Origin of the sequence: Sphingomonas yabuuchiae (assembly GCF_001477495.1) — a bacterium.
Classification (GTDB): Bacteria; Pseudomonadota; Alphaproteobacteria; order Sphingomonadales; family Sphingomonadaceae; genus Sphingomonas; species Sphingomonas yabuuchiae_A.
Genome location: NZ_LDTF01000036.1, coordinates 67175 through 91571 on the forward strand (window position 1 = coordinate 67175; position 24397 = coordinate 91571).

Here is a 24397-nt window from a genome sequence, read left to right on the forward strand (position 1 = left end):
TCTAACCGCTCGGTCGCCCATGACAAACCGCTTTAAGCGGTTGGCGACACGGGTACGCATAGCTATGTTGGTGTCATCCTGTTGCCACGATCGGGCCATTTTTCGTTATGCTCAATGCCCTCGGGCTTCTCAAACAGCGTCGCTTCCTGCCGCTGTTTGCCACCCAGTTTCTCGGCGCGTTCAACGACAACCTGTTCAAGACGTCGATGGTGCTGTTCGCCACCTATGCGATCTTCACCGATCCCCATTCCGAATTCTACTTCAACTGCGCCGCGACCGGCGCCGCCATCCTGCCCTTCGTCTTCCTGTCCGCTCTGTCCGGGCAATTGGCCGACAGCCATGACAAGGCCAAGATCATCCGCATCGTGAAGACGGTCGAGATCGGCATCATGCTGGTCGGCGCGGGCGGCCTGCTGATCGCCAAGGCGGGATACACCACGGCCGGACTGGCACTGATGCTGGGCACGGTCCTGGCGCTGGGCGTGCACTCGACCTTTTTCGGGCCGATCAAATACGCCATCCTGCCCCAGCATCTGGAAGCCGAGGACATTCTGGGCGGCACCGGTCTGGTCGAGGCGGGGACCTATCTGGCGATCCTGCTCGGCACGGTCGCGGCGGGCTGGATCCCGATCGAGGCGGCCGCCATCGGCGTGCTGGTTGTCGCAGTCATCGGCTGGTTCCTGGGCCGCCAGGTGCCGCCGGCTCCGCGCGAAGGACCACCGCTGAAGCTCAACTACAACCCCTTTACCGCCTCTTGGCGCCTGATCTCGGCGACGCTGCATATCCGCCGCCTGTTTCTGGCGATAATCGCCATCAGCTTCTTCTGGACGATCGGCGCGGTCCTCATCATCATCTTCCCCCCGCTGGTAAAGAATGTCCTGACGGCGGACAAGGAAGTCGCCAGCCTTGCCATCGCCATCTTCTCGATCGGGGTCGCCATCGGATCGGTGGTCATCAACACGATGCTGAAGGGCGAGATTTCGGCGCGCTACTCGCCGATGTCGGTTATCGCCATGGGCGCGTTCGTCGTGCTGTTCTCGTTCCTGTGCCGCAACTGGACCCCGGCGGTCGGCGGCGGCCTGTATAGCTGGCAGGCGTTCCTGGCCGAGCCGCGAGCCATCGGCATCCTTGCCACGTTGCTGGCGATCGCCACGACCGGAGGAATGTTCGTCGTGCCGCTCTATGCCTTTCTGACCACCACGGTCGAAAAGGATCAGACCGCGCGGACGGTGGCGGCGAACAACATCGTCAACTGCTTTGCCATGACGATCGGCTCGGTCCTGGCCTTTGCGATCAGCGCGGCGGGCGTCTCATCGGCCGACATGCTGTTCGTGGTCGCGGGCATGTGCCTCGTGTCTGCGTGGCTCGCCCTGCTGCTGCACCGCGCCTGTGACGATGTTTCGGCCGAACCGGCTTAAAACAGGAAGGTGTAGATGCTGATGAAGAAGGCCGTGAAGCTGAGGACGAACAGCCGAATATCCTGATCGTCGTCCTGCCGCCGCCGCGCTTTGACGGGGGGCGGCAGCGTGCGCCGGAAGGGGTGGCGGGCGGCTTCGTTGGTCAGGACTAGGCGGCGTCTCATAGCCCCCAGTTAACGTCTCGTTTACCGTTTCGGCAGCGGCCCGATATCGGACCGTCTGTCCCCGCTGCCCCGTATCGAGACAGCGGGGATCGAGGCTTAATGATCGTGTGCGCCCGAAGCGCCGATCCCTGTCTCCGAGCGGATTCGCTGCGCCGGATAGCCTGCCTTGTCGACCGCCGCACGGCCACTGCTATCGGTGACGGACACCAGCCAAATGGTTAAGAACGCCAGCGGCATCGAGAAGATCGTCGGCGAACCATAAGGGAAGATCGGCGCGGCATGGCCCAGCACCGTCACCCAGATGGCAGGCGACAGGATGGTCAGCACCAGAGCGGTCAGCAGGCCGACCAGGCCGCCTGCCACCACGCCGCGCGTGGTGCATCCCGACCAGAGCAGCGACAGGAACAGTACCGGGAAGTTGGCCGACGCCGCCAGCGCGAAGGCCAAGCTGACCATGAAGGCGACATTCTGCTTCTCGAACAAGATGCCGAGCAGGATCGCGACGACGGCCAGCACCAGCACGGTGATCCGCGACACCCGAAGCTCGGAGGCGGAGTCCGCCTTCCCCTTCTTGATGACGGTCGCGTACAGGTCATGGCTGACCGCCGAGGCGCCCGAAAGAGTCAGCCCCGCCACCACTGCCAGAATGGTCGCGAACGCCACGGCCGAGATGAATCCAAGGAACAGGTTGCCGCCGACCGCCTGCGCCAGATGGATCGCCGCCATGTTGCTGCCGCCGCGCAGCGCGCCCTCCGCATCGAGGAAACCGGGATCGGTCGCGACCAGCACGATCGCGCCGAAGCCGATGACGAAGGTCAGGATATAGAAATAGCCGATCCAGCCCGTCGCCCACAGCACCGAGCTACGCGCCGCCTTGGCATTGGGCACGGTGAAGAAGCGCATCAGGATATGCGGCAGGCCCGCCGTGCCGAACATCAGTGCGGCGCCGATCGAGATGGCGGAGATGGGGTCCTTGATGAACCCGCCCGGCCCCATGATCGCTCGCCCCTTCGTCACCGCTTCGTCCGGCCCTGCGCCCGCCAGAGCGGCCAGCGCCGTCTTCACCTCGACCGCGCGGGCGAACAGCGCCTCGGGGCTGAAGCCGAACCGCGCCAGCACGGCGATCGCCATGAAGCTCGCCGCGCCCAGCAGCATCATCGCCTTGACGATCTGGACCCAGGTCGTCGCGGTCATGCCGCCGAACAGGACGTACATCGTCATCAGCACACCGACGATGATGACCGCATAACCATAGGGCAGGCCGAACAGCAGACGGATCAACTGCCCCGCCCCGACCATCTGCGCGATCAGGTAGAACAGGACGACGAGCAGCGTCGAACAGGCCGCCACCATCCGCACCGGCGTCTGGGCGAAGCGGAAGGAGGCGACATCGGCGAAGGTGAAGCGCCCCAGATTGCGAAGCCGCTCGGCCATCAGGAACAATAGGATGGGCCAACCGACGAGGAAGCCGATCGAATAGATCAGCCCGTCATAGCCATCGGCGTAAATCTGTGCCGAAATGCCCAGGAACGAGGCGGCAGACATGAAGTCGCCCGCGATGGCCAGGCCGTTCTGGAAGCCGGTGATCCCGCCCCCGGCCGTATAGAAATCCGATGCCGTCCGGGTTCGGCGCGCGGCCCAGCGGGTAATGGCGAGCGTCAGCGCGACAAAGGCCGCGAACATGCCGATCGCGGTCCAGTTCGTCGCCTGCTGCATCGCCGGGCCGATGGCGTGCGCCTCAGCCGCCGAAACCGGAAGCAGCGTCAGGGCAGCGGCGAGCGTGATCCTCCCGCGCGTCATGCGCCATACTCCGCCCGGAGTGCGTCGATGACCGGATCGAAATCGCGATTGGCCCGCCAGACATACAGGCCCGTCAGCACGATCGCGAGCGCGATCACCCCCAGCCCGATCGGTATGCCCCAGCTCGTTGCCCCTCCGCTGACCGAATGGGCGAGCAACGCCTTGTCGAAGGCGATGGTGAGGACGAACCCGAAATAGACGATCAGCATGATGACCGTCAGGACCGTCGTGAAACGCCCTCGCTTGCGGACCAGCGCGATATAGCGCGGATCGCTGGCCAGACGGGCTGCGGCATCCTCCATGGCATTCTCCTAACCCCCGCACCGTAGGTCGGTGTCGTGGCCGCCATGCTCCCCTGCCCTTGGGGCGGCGTCAAGCGCGATTGGGGCGATAGGCGTTCAGGTCGATGCCGTGCCGTGCCACCTTGTCGTAAAAGGTCTTGCGCGGAATGCCGAGGACGGCCAGCGCCGCGCGGACGTCCCCCGCCACCTCCTCCAGAACGGCGCGGATCGTCGCGCCCTCGAATTGCTCGACCCGTTCGGGCAGGGGCAGCGGATCCCCCGCCTCGCGCGCTTCGCCGAACAGCCCCAGCGCGACGCGATTGGCATAGTTACGCACCTCGCGCACATTGCCCGGCCAGTCATGCGACAACAGCCGCGCCTGGATACTGCCGTCGATCATCGGCACCGGCCGTCCGAAGCGTTCCGCCGCCTCGCGAAGGAAATGCGCGAAGAGCAACGGCACATCGGCCCGCCGCTCGCGCAACGGCGGCACGCGCAGGCGCACCGCGTCCAGCCGGTAGAGCAGGTCCGCCCGGAAACGCCCCTCCTCCACCGCACGAGCCAGATCGGACTTGGCGGCGGCGACGATGCGCAGATCGAGCAATTGAGGATCCTCCGCCCCGATCGCGCGCACCTCCCGCTCCTCGACCACGCGGAGCATCCGCCCTTGTAGCGCGGGGGCCATGCTGTCCACCTCGTCGAGGAAAAGCGTGCCGCGATGCGCCGCCGCGATGCGCCCCGGCGTTCGGCCATGCGCCTGGCCGAACAGCTCGTCCTCGGCAATCGCCTCGGGCAAGGCAGCACAGTCGACCGCGATGAAGGGGCGCGTCCGCCGGGCGCTCCAACGGTGGAGCAGCAGCGCAACCAGTTCCTTGCCGGTCCCCGTCTCTCCTTCGACCAACACGTCGACATCGGCCTGTGCCACTTGCCGCACCGTGTCGCGAAGCCGCATCATGACCGGGGTCTCCCCGATCAACGGATAGGCACCCTGTGCCTCCTCCGCCGCCTGTCGCAGCCGCCGGTTATCAAGGACCAGTCGTCGCATCTCCAACGCGCGTTCCGCGCTCGAAATCAGGTGATCGGCGGCAAAGGGCTTGGCGACGAAGTCATAGACGCCCTGCTTGAGAGCAGCGACCGCCATGGGAACGTCGCCGTGCCCGGTCATCAGGATCACCGGGATTTCGGCGTCGATCGCGGCCACCCGCTTGGACAACTCGATCCCGTCCAGGCCCGGCATCCGAATATCGGATACGACCATGCCGGGAAAATCGGCCGTGATCGTCGCCAGCGCCGCCAGCGGATCGCCATGCGCCTCGACATCGATCCCGGCGAGCTCGAACGACTGGGCCAGTGCCTGGCGCAGCACCGTGTCGTCATCGACCAGAAGGACCCGCAACGTCTCGCTCATGCGCGCCGCATCCTCAGACGAAAGCCCGCTCCACCCAGGCTTGAGGGTATGGTTTCCAGCACGCCGCCAAACTCCGTCATGATATCTCGCGCAATCCCCAGTCCAAGGCCCAGTCCATCGGGCTTGCCGGTCACGAAGGGAGTGAAAATCTCCGTCGCAATGGCGGGGTCCAGGCCGGGGCCATTGTCCTCGACGGTCAGTTCGACCCCATCGGCATGCTCGACGACCGTGAGTCGCACACGTGGCGAAGGCGTCTGAGCCACGGCGTCCAGTGCGTTCTGGAGCAGATTGACCAGCACCTGCTCCAACCGCACGCGCCCGGCGACGACGCGGGGCAGTGCCCCGCCCCTCGGCCGCTCCAGCGCGACTCCGGCGGTACGGAATCGGTCGCCGATCAGCAGCATCGTGCCGTCCAGCACCGCCTCCAACGACACCGGGCCCAGCCCATGGGTGCCGCGCCGAACGAAGCGCCGCATCTCCTGAACGATCGAGCCGATCCGTTCGGTCAGCTCGACGATGGTGGCCAGATTGCCCTCGGCCTTGTCCGGCTTGTCACGCGACAGGAAGGTGCGGGCATTGTCCGCCAACGTGCGGATCGCCGCCACGGGCTGGTTGATCTCATGCGCCACGCCCGCCGTGATCGAGCCGAGCGAGCCCAGCCGGTTCGCCTGCGCCAGTTCCTCGCGCGCCGCCCGGAACCGCTGGTCGGCCCGGATACGCTCGGAAATCTCGACGGTGAGCTGGTCGTTGGTCGCGCGCAATTCCGCCGTGCGCCGGGCGACCTCCTCTTCCAACGCCTCGCGCGCCATTGCCGCGCGCTCGGCGCGTGTGCGTCGCCAGATCGCCAGCAGCGTCAGCCCGATCAGTCCCACCGCGATCAGCGTCGTGACCGAACGAACCCAGCCGTCCGCCTCCTTCAGCGCGGGTTTGGAGGGGAGGACATGAACCAGCTGCCACCGGGGAAGCGGTGCGGGCGTGACGCCGGCGACGTAGCGCGTCCCCTCCCGGTCGGTCGCATCACCGCCTGCGATCCTGTAAGGACCAGGTCGGAGGGCGATCGTGCCGAATTGCTGGCTCTCGCGAATCGCCGTCTTCGCCGAAGGGGTCAGCGGACGGGTCAGGGTGAACTCCGCGGCGGGATCGGTCGTGACCACGACCACGCCATGATCGTCGATCAGCAGCGTCTGCCCGGCATCGCTCGCCCAGGCCTGTACCATATGCGCGAACTCGACCTTCACCACGACCACACCGTCCGGGGCGGTGGCGGGACCGATGCGTCGGGCCAGAAACAGGCCGGGTCGGTGGCTCGTATTGCCCAAGGCGAAATATTCCGACGTGCCGGTTCGCATCGCCTGTCGGAAATAGGGACGAAACCCATAATCACGCCCGACAAAACTGTCCGCACGACCCGCGTTGGACGCGGCGATCGTCCGCCCCCGCCTGTCGATGGCGTAGATGACCGGCGCACCGGTCCGCTCTGCCAGTCCGCGCAGCTTCTCGTTCAGCCGCGTGGCGGCCGCCCTCGACCCATTGCGCAGGGCATCGCCGACATCGGGATATTCGACCAGCACGATGGGCAGCAGCCGGAAGCGCTGCAATTCGCTGCTCAGCAGCCTCTCTTCCTGCCGGGCGATCCGAATGGCTTCGCCCCGGAGATCGAACACTGCCTGACGATGGGCGTAGAGACGCAGCAGCAAACCGGCGACGACCGTCAGCAGCACGACCGCCAAAAGCGGCAAGGCATGGCGCCGAACATGGGCGCGGCCGAAATAGGGCGGCAACGACATATGTGCGAAATATCGCAACGCGCGTCCGAAGGCCATGCGGATTTTCGCGCGATGCCACGTGCACCAGATTCATTTATTCATATCTATCAATACCTTACGCAGGCTTTTGATAAAATTGAAATCCCCGGCGGCATTCCGCACACTGGCGGCAATTCGGAAGCGCGGCCCACCGCGTCCGGCCCACCTTTTTGTAGAGGATGCAGAAAAGTCATGATCGCCCAAGATTATGCCGTAGCGGAGGCGCCCCGCCGGGCGCGTATCTGGTCCCACCTGTATGTGCAGGTTCTGTTCGCGATCGCGCTGGGCGCGATCATCGGTCATTTCTGGCCGAGCTTCGGCGAGTCGCTGAAGCCGATCGGTGACGCCTTCATCAAGCTGGTGAAGATGATCATCGCCCCCGTCATCTTCCTGACCGTCGTCACCGGCATCGCCGGCATGCGCGAACTGGGTTCGGTCGGCCGTGTCGCCGGCAAGGCCTTTTTCTACTTCATCACCGTCTCGACCTTCGCCCTGATCGTCGGTTTGATCGTCGCCAATGTCGTCCAGCCGGGCGCGGGCATGAACATCGATCCCAGCACGCTGAAGGTCGGGTCGATCGCCGAATATACCGCCAAGGCCCATGACACGACCGTCACCGGCTTCCTGCTGGGCATCATCCCCGATACGCTGATCAGCGCGTTCACCCAGGGCAACATCCTGCAGGTGCTGATGGTCGCCATCCTGTTCGGCATTTCGATGGCACTGGTCGGCGAGCCTGCCCGTCCGCTGCTGAACAGCCTGGAGCGGATCAGCGTCGTCGTCTTCCGCATGGTCGGCATCCTGATGCGGGCCGCCCCGATCGGTGCCTTCGGCGCCATCGCCTTCACCATCGGCAAATACGGTGTCGGCAGCCTGGTCAATCTCGGTGCACTGGTCGCGACCTTCTACCTCACCTCGATCCTGTTCGTCGTCGTCGTGCTCGGCACCATCGCCCGCGCCAACGGCTTCTCGGTCCTCAAGCTGATCCGTTACCTAAAGGCGGAACTGCTGCTCGTCCTCGGCACCTCGTCGTCGGAAGCCGCCCTGCCCAACCTTCTCGTGAAGATGGAAAAGGCCGGTTGCGAAAAGTCGGTCGTGGGTCTGGTCGTTCCGACCGGCTACTCCTTCAACCTCGACGGCACCAACATCTATATGACGCTGGCCGCGCTTTTCATCGCCCAGGCGTGCGGCGTCGACCTCTCGCTCGGCCAGCAGTTGGCGCTGCTCCTTGTCGCAATGCTCTCGTCCAAGGGCGCCGCGGGCGTCACCGGCGCGGGCTTCATCACCCTGGCCGCCACCCTGTCGATCGTGCCGGACGTGCCGGTCGCGGGCATGGCCCTGATCTTGGGTGTCGACCGCTTCATGTCGGAATGCCGCAGCCTGACCAATTTCATCGGCAACGCGGTCGCTACCGTCGTGGTCGCCCGTTGGGAAGGCGCTCTGGACAAGGACGCACTCGACGCCGCACTCAGCGGCAAGCCGATGCTCTCCACCCCAACCACCGTCCAGCCGGCCATCGCCTGATCCCTATCCCGGCACGACCCGGCCGACCACCTCGGCCGGGTCATTTGTTTACCGGGATGATATAAGGCAACCGACACGACGACATACTGGTTTGATCGAGGGGGATTTTTCATGAAGTTTCTATGGCTTGTCGGCACCGCCATGGTGTCGGCGATGGGGGTCGCCGTTTCCCCGGCTATGGCACAGACCGTCACCCCGAAGGCCGCCGCCGAACCCGCCAGCCCTGCCAGCACCGCCTATCCCACCAGCGCGGCGGGCGACGGCAATACCGTGGCGGGTTATAACCAATCCCGCTGGGCCGAGGACTGGCGCAAATATTGCGATCCGTCCAAGCGCGACGACTTTATCGACGCCCTGAAATGCGTGAAGCTGACTGAGGACGGCAAGTCCTACGTCACCTTCTCGGGCGAGCTTCGCACCCGCGTCAACATCACCACCAACCCCAACCTCCGCGAAGTGCAGCAGCAGCGCCAGGATATCGCCCGCATCGTCGGGGGGGCGGACGTCCATCTCGGCGATCACTTCCGCGTCTTCGGGGAACTGGGCCGCGCCGAGTTGCAGGGCATCAACCTCGGCACGCCGGGCGGCAATCTGCGCAACCAGCTGGCCGTGCAGCAGCTTTTCGCCGAGGTGAAGGGCAAGGCTCTGGGTCTGGACGTCGGCGTGCGTGCGGGTCGTCAGGAGTTCTTCGACGGGCCGCAGCTGCTGACCGTCGGCCGCGACAACAACACGCTATACTTCGTGCTCGACGGCGTCCGGGCCTATGCGCGCGGCAAGGATGCGCGGGTCGACGTCTTCGACCTGAACTACGTCACCTATGGCTTCCAGGGCATCAGCGACGACAAGACCAACCCGGACGTGCGCTTCACGGGCGCGACCTTCGGGTTCCGCCTGTCGCCCAAGCTGTTCGGCGGTTCCAAGCTGTTCCTCGACCCCTTCGTCTGGCGGCTACGCAACCGTCGCGCCGTCTGGGGACCGACGACCGCGTTGGAGGAACGCTACTTCCTCGGCCTTCATGCCTATGGCGATGCCGGGCCCGTCAACATCGACTGGACGGTCAACAACCAGCGCGGCACGTTCAACAACCGCCCGATCGAGGCGTGGCAGGCGTTCATTGCCCAGACCTATCGCCTGGGGACCAAGCCGGACGCACCGCGCGTCGGCGTGCATTTCGACTATGGTTCGGGGGGCGGTGCCTATCAGCGGACGGGTCAGCTGAACACGACCAACGGCCTGTTCGGCAACAATATCTATTATAGCTACGGCCTGTTCCTCACGCCGACCAACCTGCTGTATGCCGCACCGAACGTCACCTTCTCGCCGGTCAAGGGCGTGCGTTTGGCGACCGAATATGGCTTTGCATGGCGACCCGACGAGTTCGACGCCGTCTACCGCGCGAGCGGCGCAGCTTGGGCGGGAACCCAGAATGTGCGGGGCAAGAAGGTCGCCGAAGTCGCCCGTCTCCAGGCGACCTGGACCATAACGCCGCGTCTTTCGTTCGTCGGTCGTTACGAACATTTCAAGGCGGATACGGTGCTGCAACGCGCCAACCTGAAAAGCTCGGACTTCTGGGCGGGATGGTTGAGCTTCCGCTTCTAAAAGCTGGAAACGACGATAATCACACAAAGGGGAGTATGACATGACCAGTATCACCGCCGATCCCGGGCGCGAGCGGTTGAAGGCCATCATAGGTGGCTCGACCGGCAATCTCGTCGAATGGTTCGATTGGTATGTCTACTCCGCCTTCACCCTGTATTTTGCCCCGCATTTCTTCCCATCCGCCGATCGCACGGCGCAATTGCTGAGCGCGGCAGCCGTCTTTGCGGTCGGCTTCATCATGCGGCCGATCGGGGCATGGGTGATGGGCATCTATGCTGACAGCCGGGGACGCAAGGCGGGGCTCAGCCTGTCGGTCACGCTGATGTGTGCGGGTTCGCTGATCATCGCGATAACGCCGGGCTATCAGACGATCGGCCTCGCCGCCCCGGCGTTGCTGGTGCTCGCGCGCCTGATGCAGGGGCTGTCGGTCGGCGGCGAATATGGCGCCAGTGCGACCTATCTCTCGGAAATGGCGGGCAAGGATCGGCGCGGTTTCTTCTCGTCCTTCCAATATGTCACGCTGATCTCCGGCCAGTTGCTCGCCATCTGCGTCCTGCTGATCCTGCAATCGACCATGAGCGAGGCGGCACTGGACGAATGGGGTTGGCGCATCCCGTTCGCGGTCGGCGCGGTACTGGCGGTCGTCGTCTTCTATATCCGGCGCGGCCTGGCCGAGACCACCAGCTTCAAGAATGCCAAGAAGGACGGCGCGCCCAAATCGGGCCTGGTCCAGCTGTTCACCAAGCATCCCAAGGAAACGCTGACGGTCATGCTGCTGACCGCAGGCGGCACCCTCGCCTTCTATGCCTATTCGATCTACATGCAGAAGTTCCTGGTCAATACCAGCGGCTTCAGCCGCGAGGTCGCCAGCCAGATCAACGCCGTGACCCTGTTCATCTTCATGCTGCTCCAGCCGCTGGCAGGCGGACTGTCCGACCGGATCGGGCGCAAGCCGCTAATGGTCGCATTCGGCATCGCGGGCGTACTGCTGACCTATCCGATCTTCTCGACGCTGGAGACGACACGCGATCCGATCGTGGCGGGTGGGCTGGTCATGGGCGCGCTGATCATCGTCACCGGCTATACCTCGATCAACGCCGTGGTGAAGGCCGAGCTGTTCCCGGCGCATATCCGGGCCCTTGGCGTCGCCCTGCCCTATGCGCTGGCCAACACGATCTTCGGCGGCACGGCGGAATCGGTCGCGCTGCTGTTCAAGAAGGCGGGCTTCGAGCAGGGCTTCTACTGGTACGTCACCGCGATGATCGGCATTTCGCTGATCGTTTACTTGCGGATGCGCGACACGCGCAAGAACAGCCAGATCGTCGAGGACTGATCCTCAACCGCCCCGCTTGGCGAGGACCCGTGATACGATCGGGCCAAGGCTGTCCGCCTTGGCCCGATCCACATGCGAGATATGGGTGATGAGCGCCTGGTCGAGCACGGTGTCGATCGGCGAGGCAGTCCTCTCTTCGGGCAGCATGGCGGCCAGTTCCATGACCAGCGCCCGCGCGGTCGTCGCGTTCCGGCTGAGCTGCGCGAGGATCGCGTCGACCTCGACATGCGCTTCGTCCTCGCGCCAGCAGTCATAGTCGGTGACCATGCCGATCAGCCCATAGGGTAGCTCCGCCTCGCGGGCGAGCTTGGCCTCGGGCATAGCGGTCATGCCGATCACGTCGGCACCCCATTGGCGATAGAGATGGCTCTCGGCGCGGGTCGAGAATTGCGGCCCCTCCATGGCGAGATAGGTGCCGCCATGCGCCATCGAAGCCCCCGCCCGCTCGCCCGCCTGCGCCGCCAGGGTCGACAGCCGCGGGCACACCGGATCCGCCATCGAGACATGGGCGACCAGCCCTTCGCCAAAGAAACTGGTATCGCGGTGGACGGTCCTGTCAATGAACTGGTCGACCGCCACGAAATGGCCCGGCGGCAGTTCCTCACGCAGCGATCCGATGGCGGAGATGGCCAGCACATCGGTGCATCCCGCCATCTTCAAGGCATGAATATTGGCGCGTGCATTCACCTCGGTCGGCGACAGGCGGTGTCCCCGGCCGTGGCGGGGCAGGAAGACGAAGCGCACGCCCCCGAGCCGGCCTCGCACCAGCGTATCGGATGGTGCACCCCATGGCGTATCGAGCACCAGCGTCTCGACATCCTCCAGTGCGTCGATGGCATAGAGGCCGGAGCCGCCGATGATCCCGATCGTCCAGCCCATCATGTCGCGCTCCTGTTGCATCATTTTGCCGGTTAGGCGCTACGCCCGACAAAGCAAAGGGGCGCACGGGGGGAGGATCCCGCACGCCCCTCGCTCAACCGCGTCGGCCGGGGGTTCGGGGATTCAGCCGGACGCGGGAACGGTGGACGCCGCCCCGGTTTCGCGCAGGCCACCGCCCAGCGCGACATAGAGGGTGACGTCGTTCTGAAGGGCCGCGCTGCGCAGGGTCAGCAACTGCTGCTCGGCCGAGAACAGGTTGCGCTCGGCATCCAGCACTTCGAGATAGATGGCGATGCCGTTGGTGTAGCGCAGCCGCGCCGTCCGGGCGAGTCGCCGCTGTGCATCCACCGCGCGGGTCTGTGCCTCGATCTGCTCGGCATAGCGGCGCCGGGCGACCAGCGCATCGGCAACCTCGCGGAACGCTCCCTGCACCGTGCGCTGATAGGCGGCGGTCAGTTCGTCCGCCTGCGCCCGGCTGAGCTTCAGCTGGGCATTGCGGCGACCCCAGTCGAAGATCGGCAACAGGGCCGCACCCTGCACCTGATATTGGGTCGAGTTCCCATCGATCAGACTGCTGAGCGCAGGCGAGACGAAGCCCGCCAGTCCGGTCAGCGAAATGCTGGGCAGAAACGCCGCCCGCGCCGCACCGATATTGGCATTGGCGGCGAGCAGCTGCTGTTCGGCCTGAAGCACGTCGGGCCGGTTGACCAGCAGTGCGGAGGGCAGACCCGGCTCGATCGCCGCAAACTGGTTCTGGTCGCCCAGACGCCGTCCCGCGGGCAGCGGCGCGGTGATCGGACCGCCGACCAGCACGGTCAGCAGATTTTGCGACTGTGCCACGGTACGGCGAAGCTCGGCCAGCTGCGTCTCCGCCTGGGTCAGCAGCGCCGCCGCCTGGTCGTAATCGACGCTGGACGTGACGCCCGCATCCATCCGCCGCTTGGCGATGCCCAGCCCTTCGCGCCGGCTGGTGACGGTCTGCTCGGCAAGCGCGATCTGCTCTTCGGCGGCGCGGATCTGGAGATAGGTCGCGGCGACCTGTCCGACCAGCGACAGGCGGAAGGCGCGTTCGGCCTCGACGGTGGCCAGATATTGCCGCCGCTGCGCCTCGGCCAGATTGCGGACCCGCCCCCAGAAATCCAGCTCGAAGCTCGACACCCGCGCACCCAGCGAAAACTGGTTATAGGTGATCGAGGTCGGGTTCTGGGCATCCCCCGCGCCGGGGATCGCATTGCCGAAACCCAGCGAATTGAGCGGAATGCGGGTCCGCGACGCCCCAGCCGTGGCATCCAATGCGGGCAGGCGCTGCGCATCCTGGATACGGTACTGCGCCCGCGCCTGCGCCACCCGCGCCACCGCCTGGGCGAGGTCGCGGTTGTTGGCGAGCGCGGCGGCGATATAGGCCTTGAGTTGCTCGTCGGCGAAGAACTCTCGCCAGCCGATTTCGGCCGCCGTCCGCGTGCCGCTCGCCGCCTCGGGATAGGTGGCGGAGACGGGCGCGATCGGCTGGCGATATTGCGGCGCGAGGTTGCAGCCCGCCAGCGCGCTGGTCAGCGCCAGCATGGCGGCGGCACGGGAAATCCCCTTACGCATGGGCCGGGCCCTCCTCTTCGTCGGTTCGTCCCTCACGCTCGCGCGCTTCCTCTTCGGCATCCGCCGCCTCATGGTCATGCTCGCGCGCCAGCCACTTCTTGGCCGCGATGTAGAAGACCGGCGTGAAGAAGATGCCGAACGCGGTCGCCGCGATCATGCCGCCCATCACGCCCGTGCCCACCGCACGACGGCTGGCCGCACCGGCCCCCGTCGCGATGAACAGCGGCACCATGCCCAGGATGAAGGCAAGGCTGGTCATCAGGATGGGGCGCAGACGCTGGCGTGCCGCTTCCAGCGTCGCCTCGAAAGGCGAACGGCCGCCCTCCTCGTCCTCGATCGCGAATTCGACGATCAGGATCGCATTCTTCGCGGCCAGACCGATGATCGTGATGAGGCCGACATTGAAGTACACGTCCGCCGAGAAGCCGCGGAAGATGGTCATCAACACCGCACCCAGCACGCCGAACGGCACCACCAGCAACACGGCCAGCGGGATCGCCCAGCTTTCATAGAGCGCCGCGAGCAGCAGGAAGACGACGACCAGCGACAGGCCCAGCAGAAGGCCGATCTGGCCACCCGCCTGTTGTTCTTCATAGGCGGTGCCGGTCCATTCGAAGCTCATGCCAGCCGGCATCACTTCGCGCGCAATCTGCTCCATCTGCTTCAGCGCGGTTCCGGTCGACTGGCCGGGAGCGGCCATGCCCGAGACGGTCAGCGACGGATAGCCGTTATACCGTTCGAGCTGCTGCGGCCCGTTCTGCCAACGCACCTTCGTGAAGGCCGAGAAGGGCACCATATTGCCCTGTGCATTGCGGACACGAAGCGCCAGCACGTCCTCGGGCGACATACGCTGCGGCGCATCGGCCTGAAGATAGACGCGCAAGACATTGCCGTCGCGAACGAAGTCGTTGGCATAGGCCGAGCCGAAGGCGATCGACAGCGTCTGGTTCACATCGGCGATCTGAAGACCAAGTGCACGCGCCTGGATCCGGTCGATATCGACATAGAGCTGCGGCGCCGGTCCCAGACCCTCGGGGCGAACGCCCAACAGGGTCTTGTTCTGCGAAGCCTTGGCCAGGATCGCGCCCTGGGCCTGCTGCAACGCGGCGGTTCCCAAGCCCGAACGATCCTCGATCTTCATCGAGAAGCCGGTCGCATTGCCCAGCGCCTGGATCGGCGGCGGGTCGAGGGCGAAGATGGTCGCCTCGGGGATCGACTGGACGAAGCCCATCGTCTTGCCGACCAGCGTGGTCGAATTGTTCTCGGTTCCCTTGCGATCGGCCCAAGGCTTCAGGTTGACGAACGAGATGCCCGCCGCCTGCCCCTGGCCGAAGAAGTTGAACCCTGCGACCGAGACGATATCCGACACCTGCGGCTGATCGTGGAGGAACTTTTCGACCTTGGTGATCGCCTCGCCCGTGCGCTCCAGCGTCGCGCCGGGGGCCGCGTCATAGGACACGAAGATATAGCCCTGATCCTCGGTCGGCAGGAAGCCGCCGGGGATGCGCGTGAACATCAGGCCGGTGATGACGACGACCACGGCGAACACCGCCAGCCAGCGAACCGGCCGCGACATCATCCGCTTCACGCCGCCCGTGTACTTTTCCGTACCCCGACCGAACTTGTCGTTAAACCAGTTGAAGAAACGCTGCGGCAGGCCACGCACGCCCGGCTTGGGCTCGCGGCGGTCCTCCTGATGCGCATCCTCCTGCTTCAACAGCGTCGCGCACAACGCCGGAGTCAGCGTCAGCGCGAGCACGGCCGAGAAGAAGATCGACACGGCCAGCGTGACCGAGAACTGGCGATAGATACCGCCGGTCGAGCCCGGGAAGAACGCCATCGGGATGAACACCGCGACCAGCACCAGCGTGATGCCGATGATGGCGCCAGTGATCTGGCCCATCGCCTTCACGGTCGCGCGGCGGGGGCTCAACCCCTCTTCCGACATGATACGCTCGACATTCTCGACGACGACGATCGCGTCGTCGACCAGGATGCCGATCGCCACCACCATGCCGAACAGCGACAGCGTGTTGATCGAGAAGCCGAAGGCCAGCAGGCCAATGCACGCGCCACCCAGCGCGATCGGCACGACGATCGCGGGGATCAGCGTGGCGCGCCAGTTCTGGAGGAACAGGAACATCACCAGGAAGACGAGGATCATCGCCTCGACCAGCGTATGGATCACGCTGTCGACCGAGGCGGTGATGAACGGCGTCGTAGTGAAGGGCACGCTCCACGTCACATCGGCCGGGAAGCTCGCCTGAAGCTGCTTCATCTTGGCGGTGACTGCGTCCGCCGTCGCGAGCGCATTGGCACCGCTGGCCAGCTGGACGGCCAGACCCACGGTTTCCTTGCCGTTCAGGGTCAGGCGGAAGCCGTAATTGTCCTTGCCCAGCTCGACCCGCGCCACGTCACCCAGCCGCACCGCCGAACCATCGGGATTTGCCCGGATGATGATCTGGCGGAACTGCTCCGGCGTGGCGAAGCGGTTCTGGGTGATGATCTGCGCAGTGAACTCGGCGGTGCGGTTCAGCGGCTGCGCGCCGATCGAGCCACCCGCCGTCTGGCTGTTCTGTTCCTGCACGGCGGCCAGCGCCTCGGACGCCGACAGGCTGTAGCCCGCCAGCTTCTGGGGATCGAGCCAGATGCGCATCGCGTAAGGCGAGCCGAACAGCTGCACGTCGCCCACGCCGTCGATACGACGAAGCTCGTTGCGGATATTGTTCTCGGCAAAGTTGCCCATCTCGACCGGGCTGGTCTTACCCGACTTGGAACTGAGCGTGATGACCTCCAGGAAGCCGGCCGAACCCTCGGTCACCTGGATGCCGAGCGCGCGGACCTCCTGCGGCAGGCGCGGTTCGGCGCGGCTCAGGCGGTCCTGGATCTGCGTACGCGCCACGTCCAGGTCGGTACCCGGCTTGAAGGTGACGGTGATCTGCGCGGTGCCGTTCGAACGGCTGGTCGACGCCATGTAGAGGAAATTGTCGACGCCGTTCAGTTCCTTTTCGATGACCGCGGTCACCGAACGGTCCATCACCTCGGCATCGGCACCGTTATAGGTGACGGCAAGGTTGAGCGCGGGCGGCGCGACCGACGGATAGCTTTCGATCGGCAGCAGCCGCAGCGAAATCACACCGAACAGCGCGATGAAGAGCGCGATCACCCAGGCGAAGACCGGGTGATAGACGAAGAAGCGGTTCATGATGCTCTACTCCGGCGATCAGCGGCCTGCGGCGGGCTGTCCGCCCGGCTGGCCCTGTGCCTGTGCGCCACCGGCTTGCCCCGGTTGCCCGATGCGGACCTTCTGGCCCGGCTGGACCTTCTGCCAACCCTCGGTGATGACCTTCTCGCCCGGCTTCAGGCCGGACAGGATCACCCAGTTGCTGCCGACCTGACCGCCCAGCGTCACCGGACGCGCCTGGACCGTGCCCGCAGCGTCGACCACCATGACGGAGGCCGCCTGGTTGCTCAGCTGGACCGCACGTTGCGGCACCGAGATACCGTTGCGGATCGTGCCCGCATTGACATGCGCGCGGACGAACTGACCCGGCAACAGGGCACGGGTCGGATTGGGGAAGCGGGCCCGCAGCTGCTGGCTGCCGGTCGTGGGGTCCACCGTCTGCCCGGCAAAGTCGAGCTGGCCGGTCGGACCATATTCCGATCCGTCCTCCAGCGTCAGGCGCACGGTGATGTGCGACAGGTCGGGCAGCGCCAGCCCGCCCGAGCGCGCCTGCTGGATCAACTCGCTCAGCGCGGCGCTGGACTGGGTAAAGACAGCGTAGATCGGCGACAGCTGGTCGACCTGGGTCAGCGGCGTCGCCTGGGTCGCGCTGACCAATGCGCCCTCGGTCACCTGCGCACGACCGACGCGACCAGCGATGGGCGCGCGCACGATGGTGTAGCTGAGCTGCAATTGCGCACGCGACAGGGCAGCGCGAGCATCGGCGACGCTGGCATCCGCCTGGCGCAGCGTGGACTGCGCCGCATCGAATTCCTGCGCGCTGACCGCGCGTTCGGACACCAGCGGCTGATACCGGCGCACGATCGACGCGGCATTCACCCGCGCCGCCTCGGCCCGGGCCAGTGCCGCCTGGGCCTGCTGCACCTGCGCGCGATAGTCGCGCTGGTCGATGCGGAACAAAGGCTGGCCCTCGGCCACGTCCGTGCCTTCACGGTATAGCCGCGCCTCGACGATGCCATCGGTCCGGGCACGCACCTCGGCGGTACGGATGGCCTCGATCCGGCCGGGCAGCTCGATGATGTTGGGCACGGCAGCGGACTGGACGGTGATCGCCGTGACGAGGGGCGGTGGCGGAGCAGCCTGTTGCTGCTGCGACGCCTCCTGCCCGCACGCCGCCAGCGCCAATGCCATCGCAAGCGACGACCCCAGGACGGTAAATTTGGACACCCCGTGAAACTCCCAGAAGTACATGACGTTTAAGTCATTCGATTCCCCTGTACCTCGCACTCGCAAAAAAGCAACGATCAGGTACAATTAAATTTGACCAATGCTGTGGGAGGACGCAAGAGGGGAGCATGACAGTCACCAAACGGACCGCTGGACGCCCGACCCGAGAGCAGGCGCAGCATATTGACGATATCATCCTATCCGGCGCGCGCGAGGCGTTCTGCAGCCGCGGAATCGAGGGCACCTCGATGGAAGAAATTGCGTTATCCGTGGGGGTTAGCAAGCATACCATCTATCGCCGCTATGCCGGCAAGATGGCATTGCTCGACGCGGTGGTGACTCGCGACCTCGACCGGTTGAACCAGACCATGGTGGACGGCAGCAGCGGTGCCAATCCGCTGGAGCGATTGAAGAATTCCGCGCGCCGCTTCTTCTTCTTCTGCGTCGAGCCCGATTCGGTCCGGTTCATGGCTTTCCTGACATCCGAGGCCATTTTCTCCGAGGAACTACGCCAGCGATTCGCGACCTGGGACCGGGTGCTGGCCGATCCGATCATCGCCTGCATCCAGGCGTCGCAGGATGCCGGGCTGTTGCGGCGTGACGACAGCGCGCTGGCGCTGTTCAGCCTGCTTGCCGACATTCTCGACGGGCCGAGCCGGCGAATGCAGTTCGATCTTCCCGACCCGTTCAACGGCATGACGCCAGACGCCTTTTTCGAACATCGCTGGTCGGTGTTCCTGAAGGTCGCAACGGCGGGTTGAGCGATCGGGCGCGATCTTCATCGGGAACGCGGGGATATGGCGGGCGTTGGCGGCCCATGTCCGACGACCTGCTGATCTTCCGCCCCGATGATGTCGATCTGTCCCGCTCGCCACTTCGGCGCGGCATATCCGAGCCGACCTATGTGCTGGGGGCTTTCAATCCGGGCATGACCCGGCTGGCCAATGGCAACATCCTGCTGATGGTTCGCGTAGCCGAGGCGTTGGGCCAGCCCGTGGACGGGGAGCATGTCCGCGCGATCCGCTGGACACAATCGGGCTATGTGCTCGACCGCTATCCGCTCACGGCGGTCGACATGACCGATCCGCGCCAGTTCGCCATTCGCGGCAGCGCGCACCGGATACTCGCTCTGACGTCCCTGTCATGGCTGCTGCCGGTCGAGTTGTCGTCGGACGGCTCGACGATCGTCGCGGTTCACTATGACAAGGCGATCGAACCCGCTGCGACCTGGCAGGACTATGGCGTGGAGGATGCCCGGATCAGCCGCGTCGGCGACCGGTGGTATATGACGACCTGCTCGGTGTCCGCCGAGCGGCATTCGACGACTCTCCACATTTCGGACAATGGTCTGGATTATCGGTTGGCGGGGATCATCCTCGACCATCAGAACAAGGACATGCTGTTTTTCGAGGGACTGGTCGACGGCCGGTTCATGGCGCTGACCCGGCCGCTGGGCGAAGTGTATTTCGCCTATCCCGGCGACAGCGCGTTCGTCGGTGGGCCGTCGATCAACTTTGCGACCTCGCCCGACGCGCTGCACTGGAAACCGCTAGAGGTACCCGGCATCCGGGCGCGCAAGGACTCCGTATCGGCAATGAAGGTCGGCGGTGGCACGCCGCCGATCCTGACAGAACAAGGCTGGCTGACCCTCTATCACGGCGTCGAGCGACGCGATTCGGTCGGCATCTATCGCAGCTTCTGGGCGCTGTTCGATAAGGACGAACCGACTCGCATCCTACGCCTTGCCGACGACCAGCCGATCATGGAGGCGGCACCCGAACTCACCGCCTCGATCGCGCATCAGATGTATCTACCGACGCCGGTCGTCTTTTCGACCGGCATGATCGATATGGGCGACCATTATCTGGTGGCCAGCGGCGAGGCCGATCTAGCGTGCCGCATGACCCGCCTGCCCAAAGGCCTGTTCGCATGAGGGCGCGGCCCTGGTGGCAATCGGCCGTCCTCTATCAAATCTATCCCTGGTCGTTTCAGGACAGCGATGGAGACGGCATCGGCGACTTGCGTGGGGTCGAACGCCGCCTAGACTATCTCATTGATCTGGGCGTCGATGCGATCTGGCTTTCGCCAATTTTCCCGTCCCCTATGGCCGATTTCGGCTATGACGTGGCGGATTATTGCGACATCGACAGGCGGTTCGGCACGCTGGCCGACTTCGACTCGCTGCTGGCCTCGGCCCATGCGCGTGGGCTTAAGCTGCTGCTCGACTTCGTGCCCAATCACAGCTCGAACCAGCATCCCTGGTTCGTCGAGAGCCGCTCCAGCCGCGACAATCCCAAGCGCGACTGGTATATCTGGCGCGATGCCGCTCCCGATGGCGGTCCGCCCAACAATTGGATCAGCGATTTCGGCGGCCCCGCCTGGACCTGGGACGAGGCGACCGGCCAATATTATTATCACGCCTTTCTGAAGGAACAGCCCGACCTGAATTGGCGCGATCCTGAGGTGCGCGCCGCGATGCTCGACGTGCTGCGATTCTGGTTCGCGCGCGGCGTCGACGGGTTTCGGATCGACGTATTGTGGCACATCGTCAAACATGCGTGCTTCCCCGACAATCCGCTCAACCCGGACTGGGACCCCGCCACGGGTGAGATGCACCGGGTGTTCCAGCTCCACTCGACCGACCAGCCCGAGGTTCATGATATCGCCGCCGATATGCGGGCCATCGCCGATGCCTTCGGCCGCGAGGGCGACGACCGGGTGCTGATCGGCGAAATCTATCTGCCGGTCGAGCGGCTGATGCGCTATTACGGCCATCATGGCGAGGGCGTACACCTGCCCTTCAACTTCCAGTTGATCGACGCACCTTGGGATGCCCGTCATCTGGCCCGGATGATCGCGGAATATGAAGCCGCCCTGCCCCCCGGCGGCTGGCCCAATTGGGTGCTTGGCAACCACGACCGCCCACGCAGCGCGACCAAGCGCGGTTCGGCGCAGGCGCGGGTGGCGGCCATGCTGCTGCTGACGCTGCGCGGGACGCCGACGCTTTATTATGGCGATGAATTGGGCATGGAGAATGGTGCCATTGCACCCGACCGTGTCCGCGATCCGCGCGAACTGCGCGAGCCAGGCTTGGGACTTGGCCGCGACCCCGTCCGCACGCCGATGCCATGGGACGATAGCCCGCAGGGAGGCTTTACGACCGGTGAGCCGTGGCTCCCTTTGGGATCTGGTTGGCAAAAGCGAAATGTCGCCAATGAACTGGCTGAACCGCATTCCATGCTGGCGCTCCACCGCGCCTTGCTGGCGCTCCGGCGGAGCAGTCCGGCGCTCGCCATCGGGGCGATCCGGTTGACCGAGGCGGAGGGTTCGGTGCTCGCCTATGAGCGCGAACAGGATGGCGAACGCTTCGTCATCGCCCTCAACCTTGGCCCAGAGCCGGCAGCCGTCCGTCTGACCGGCCGCCCCATTCTCTCGACGCTCGGTGACCTGCCGGGCGATACGCCAACCCATTTGCGCCCCGATGAGGGCCTGATCCTGAAAGTCGACACGCCCGCATGAAGATCGCAATGATCGCCCCCATCGCGTGGCGCACCCCGCCGCGCGCCTATGGCCCCTGGGAGTTGGTGACGAGCCTGTTGACCGAAGCGCTGGTCGCTCGCGGCGTCGACGTCACCCTGTTCGCAACCCAGGACAGCATCACCGCCGCCACACTAGCTGGTCCCGTCCCCGCCCCCTATTCCGAAGACCCGAGCGTCGATGCCAAGGTGTGGGAAATGCGCCATCTCGCTGCCGTGTTCGAGCGGGCGGGCGAGTTCGACCTGATCCATAATCAAGCCGATTTTCCGGCACATGCCTTTTCCGCACTGGTGAACACCCCGATGGTGACGACCATCCACGGCTTTTCGTCGGAACGCATCGTGCCGATGTACGAGCCGTATCAGGAACGCGTGCACTATGTCGCCATCTCGGACGCGGATCGTCACCCCCGCCTTCGCTATGCCGAGACCATCCATCACGGCATTCCGATCGAGGATTTTCCCTTTGATTCAGGCGGTAGCGAAGATCTTCTCTTCTTTGGTCGCATCCATCCGGACAAGGGTGCCGCCGAAGGCATCGCCGTGGCCGAGGCCACCGGTCACCGCCTGATGATGGCAGGGATCGTCCAGGATCAGGGCTATTGGGAGCTCGAAGTCCACCCCCATGTCGATGACGACCGCATCGTCTATCGCGGTCCGGTCGGCGGCGCGGATCGCACCGCGACCCTCGGACAGGCCAAGGCGCTGCTCCACCTCATCAATTTCGACGAGCCGTTCGGATTGTCGGTCGTCGAGGCGATGGCCTGCGGTACGCCGGTCATCGCGATCCGCCGCGGATCGATGCCGGAACTGATCGAGGACGGGGTCAACGGCTTCCTCGTCGAGAATGTCGAACAGGCCATCGATGCGGTCGGTCGGATCGGCGAGATCGACCGGGCCGCCTGTCGAAAGGTGGCGGCTGACCGCTTCTCGGTTGACCGTATGGCCGACCGATACCTTCAGCTTTACCGTACCATCCTGGGCTGATCGCGCTGCGCCAGCGCGACGGCGTCGATCCGGTGGAGCATGGTCACGAATGCCTCCAGTTCGTCCGGCGTGAACCCGGCGAACAGCTGCGCTTCCAGTTCCAGCGCCTTGGGCGCGACATCGGCATAGAGCTCGCGCCCCGCCTCGGTCAGGACCAACAGATGCGACCGGCGGTCGCCGTCATGCGCGTTGCGGGCGAGAAGACCGCGCCCGACCATCGCGATGGCGGCGCGGGAGACCGTCACCTTGTCCATCCGGCTGCGCTCGCACACCGCCGACTGGGCGACTGCGCCTTCCTCCGCGACGATAGCGATCAGCCGCCATTCGGGAATCGTGAGCCCGAACAGCTGCTGATAGGCGCTCGCGATGTGGTCGCTGACCAGGTTCGAGGTGATCGACAGACGATAGGGAAGAAAGCCGTCGAGCCGCAATTCGCGAGATCGTAACATTTGACACCAATTCCCCATTCTGCGATCTGGTAACGGAAGATACTGGATCAGGAGTTGGACGTCATGGCAACCACCCCGAACAATCCGCTGGGCCTGGACGGCTTCGCATTCTGTGAATTCACGACGCCCGAGCCCGATACGCTGGCGCGCCAGTTTGATGCGATGGGCTTCGTGCCGACGCATCGCCATCCCGAAAAGGCGATCACCCGGTATAAACAGGGCCGCATCACCCTGCTGCTGAACGCCGAGGACCAGGGCCAGGCGGCGGACTTTCGCGCCGAGCACGGCCCGTCGGCCAGCGGCATGGGCTTCTATGTCGCCGATCCGGCCGAGACGTTCGACCATGCGGTCAAGGGCGGCGCCACGCCGGTCGACGCGGCGCGCGGGTGCCTGACCCCGGACGCCAAGGCGATCGAGGGCATCGGCGGCAGCTATCTTTATCTGGTCGAAGCGGGCAGAGACCTGTTCGCCGACTGGACCGAGATCGAAGGCTGGCAGCAGGCCGAGGCCGAAAACAATGTCGGGCTCGATCTGCTCGACCATCTGACCCACAATGTCCGCCGTGGCGAAATGCGCACCTGGTCGGGCTTCTATTCCAAGCTGTTCGGCTTCGAGGAGCAGAAGTATTTCGACATCAAGGGCAAGGCGACCGGCCTGTTCAGCCAGGCGATGATCGCCCCGGACAAGGCGATCCGCATCCCGTTGAACGAGAGCCAGGACGAGAAGAGCCAGATCGAGGAGTTCATCCGCGAATATAATGGCGAAGGCATCCAGCATCTCGCACTGACCACCGAAAATATCTACGAAACCGTCGAGAAGCTGCGCGCGCGGGGCGTCCGGTTGCAGGACACGATCGAGACCTATTACGAACTGGTCGACAAGCGCGTGCCCAACCATGGCGAAGACCTGGAGCGACTGCGCAAGAACCGCATCCTGATCGACGGTAATGTCGGCGAAGAGGGTATCCTGCTCCAGATCTTCACTGAAAACATGGTCGGACCGATCTTCTTCGAGATCATCCAGCGCAAGGGCAATGAAGGCTTCGGCAACGGCAATTTCCAGGCCCTGTTCGAGAGCATCGAACTGGATCAGATCCGGCGCGGCGTCATCACGGTGGATGCCTGATACCAAGCTGCTCCCCTCCCCTTAAGGGGAGGGGCCGGGGGTGGGGCGCTTCCTCAAACGACCAGCTCGGGGAGAGGCCCCACCC

At 65.0% G+C, this 24397-nt stretch carries 19 protein-coding genes; 9 read left to right on the top strand and 10 right to left on the bottom strand.

Annotated features, from left to right (window positions below; translation table 11 throughout):
* The first annotated feature begins 107 nt into the window (after positions 1-107).
* A complete protein-coding gene (locus tag NS355_RS08310; RefSeq protein WP_058745271.1) occupies positions 108-1418 on the top strand; it encodes an MFS transporter in 1311 nt (436 codons plus the stop codon).
* Here the strand turns inward: NS355_RS08310 and NS355_RS18975 are convergent.
* From NS355_RS18975 to NS355_RS08330, 5 genes are all read right to left on the bottom strand, one after another.
* Positions 1415-1582: a hypothetical protein gene (locus NS355_RS18975; protein WP_167345429.1), complete on the bottom strand. Its 168-nt coding sequence runs from the start codon at positions 1580-1582 to the stop codon at positions 1415-1417. The two genes, NS355_RS08310 and NS355_RS18975, sit on opposite strands and share 4 nt — an antisense overlap.
* A gap of 96 nt (positions 1583-1678) precedes the next feature.
* Positions 1679-3382 carry a cation acetate symporter gene (locus NS355_RS08315; protein ID WP_058745272.1) on the bottom strand — a complete coding sequence of 568 codons (1704 nt, stop codon included), beginning with the start codon at positions 3380-3382 and terminating at the stop codon, positions 1679-1681.
* Complete coding sequence (locus NS355_RS08320; protein WP_056434975.1) at positions 3379-3684, bottom strand: DUF485 domain-containing protein; 306 nt, start codon at positions 3682-3684, stop codon at positions 3379-3381. The genes NS355_RS08315 and NS355_RS08320 overlap by 4 nt, the downstream gene beginning before the upstream one ends.
* A 70-nt stretch (positions 3685-3754) precedes the next feature.
* Entirely contained in the window at positions 3755-5071 is a 1317-nt protein-coding gene (locus NS355_RS08325; RefSeq protein WP_058745273.1) for a sigma-54-dependent transcriptional regulator, read from the bottom strand.
* Positions 5068-6894, bottom strand: coding sequence for a sensor histidine kinase (locus NS355_RS08330; RefSeq protein WP_153008136.1), 1827 nt, complete (start codon positions 6892-6894; stop codon positions 5068-5070). Before NS355_RS08330 ends, NS355_RS08325 begins: the two co-directional genes overlap by 4 nt.
* 174 nt (positions 6895-7068) lie before the next feature.
* On the opposite strand from NS355_RS08330, the gene NS355_RS08335 reads away from it, so the two are divergent.
* The 3 genes from NS355_RS08335 (at position 7069) to NS355_RS08345 (ending at position 11332) form a co-directional block, all read left to right on the top strand.
* On the top strand, positions 7069-8400 hold the full coding sequence (locus NS355_RS08335) for a dicarboxylate/amino acid:cation symporter (RefSeq protein WP_058745274.1): 1332 nt from the start codon (positions 7069-7071) through the stop codon (positions 8398-8400).
* 111 nt (positions 8401-8511) lie between these two features.
* A complete protein-coding gene (locus tag NS355_RS08340) occupies positions 8512-9999 on the top strand; it encodes an alginate export family protein (protein ID WP_084787715.1) in 1488 nt (495 codons plus the stop codon).
* A 40-nt stretch (positions 10000-10039) separates the two neighbouring features.
* The gene (locus NS355_RS08345) at positions 10040-11332 is read left to right on the top strand and encodes an MFS transporter (RefSeq protein ID WP_058745275.1); all 1293 of its coding nucleotides are present in this window, start codon (positions 10040-10042) and stop codon (positions 11330-11332) included.
* Positions 11333-11335: 3 nt separating this feature from the next.
* On the opposite strand, the gene mtnP is transcribed toward NS355_RS08345, so the two are convergent.
* The 4 genes from mtnP to NS355_RS08365 form a co-directional block, all read right to left on the bottom strand.
* Complete coding sequence (mtnP, locus tag NS355_RS08350) at positions 11336-12214, bottom strand: S-methyl-5'-thioadenosine phosphorylase (RefSeq protein WP_084787724.1); 879 nt, start codon at positions 12212-12214, stop codon at positions 11336-11338.
* A 120-nt stretch (positions 12215-12334) separates the two neighbouring features.
* Positions 12335-13804, bottom strand: a complete 1470-nt coding sequence (locus NS355_RS08355) for an efflux transporter outer membrane subunit (RefSeq protein ID WP_058745277.1) — start codon at positions 13802-13804, stop codon at positions 12335-12337.
* On the bottom strand, positions 13797-17009 hold the full coding sequence (locus tag NS355_RS08360) for a multidrug efflux RND transporter permease subunit (RefSeq protein WP_058745278.1): 3213 nt from the start codon (positions 17007-17009) through the stop codon (positions 13797-13799). The genes NS355_RS08355 and NS355_RS08360 overlap by 8 nt, the downstream gene beginning before the upstream one ends.
* 18 nt (positions 17010-17027) lie before the next feature.
* The gene (locus tag NS355_RS08365) at positions 17028-18215 is read right to left on the bottom strand and encodes an efflux RND transporter periplasmic adaptor subunit (protein WP_058745297.1); all 1188 of its coding nucleotides are present in this window, start codon (positions 18213-18215) and stop codon (positions 17028-17030) included.
* 128 nt (positions 18216-18343) lie between these two features.
* On the opposite strand from NS355_RS08365, the gene NS355_RS08370 reads away from it, so the two are divergent.
* The 4 genes from NS355_RS08370 to NS355_RS08385 are packed head-to-tail and all read left to right on the top strand — an operon-like array spanning position 18344 to position 22738.
* The gene (locus NS355_RS08370; protein WP_058745279.1) at positions 18344-18976 is read left to right on the top strand and encodes a TetR/AcrR family transcriptional regulator; all 633 of its coding nucleotides are present in this window, start codon (positions 18344-18346) and stop codon (positions 18974-18976) included.
* Between the two features lie 56 nt (positions 18977-19032).
* On the top strand, positions 19033-20148 hold the full coding sequence (locus NS355_RS08375) for a glycosidase (RefSeq protein WP_058745280.1): 1116 nt from the start codon (positions 19033-19035) through the stop codon (positions 20146-20148).
* On the top strand, positions 20145-21734 hold the full coding sequence (locus NS355_RS08380) for an alpha-amylase family glycosyl hydrolase (RefSeq protein WP_058745281.1): 1590 nt from the start codon (positions 20145-20147) through the stop codon (positions 21732-21734). The genes NS355_RS08375 and NS355_RS08380 overlap by 4 nt, the downstream gene beginning before the upstream one ends.
* Entirely contained in the window at positions 21731-22738 is a 1008-nt protein-coding gene (locus NS355_RS08385; RefSeq protein WP_058745282.1) for a glycosyltransferase family 4 protein, read from the top strand. The genes NS355_RS08380 and NS355_RS08385 overlap by 4 nt, the downstream gene beginning before the upstream one ends.
* Here NS355_RS08385 and NS355_RS08390 read toward each other — a convergent pair.
* Positions 22717-23187, bottom strand: a complete 471-nt coding sequence (locus NS355_RS08390) for a MarR family winged helix-turn-helix transcriptional regulator (protein ID WP_058745283.1) — start codon at positions 23185-23187, stop codon at positions 22717-22719. The two genes, NS355_RS08385 and NS355_RS08390, sit on opposite strands and share 22 nt — an antisense overlap.
* Positions 23188-23250: 63 nt before the next feature.
* On the opposite strand from NS355_RS08390, the gene hppD reads away from it, so the two are divergent.
* Positions 23251-24312: a 4-hydroxyphenylpyruvate dioxygenase gene (hppD, locus tag NS355_RS08395; protein WP_058745298.1), complete on the top strand. Its 1062-nt coding sequence runs from the start codon at positions 23251-23253 to the stop codon at positions 24310-24312.
* The last annotated feature ends 85 nt before the right edge of the window (positions 24313-24397 follow it).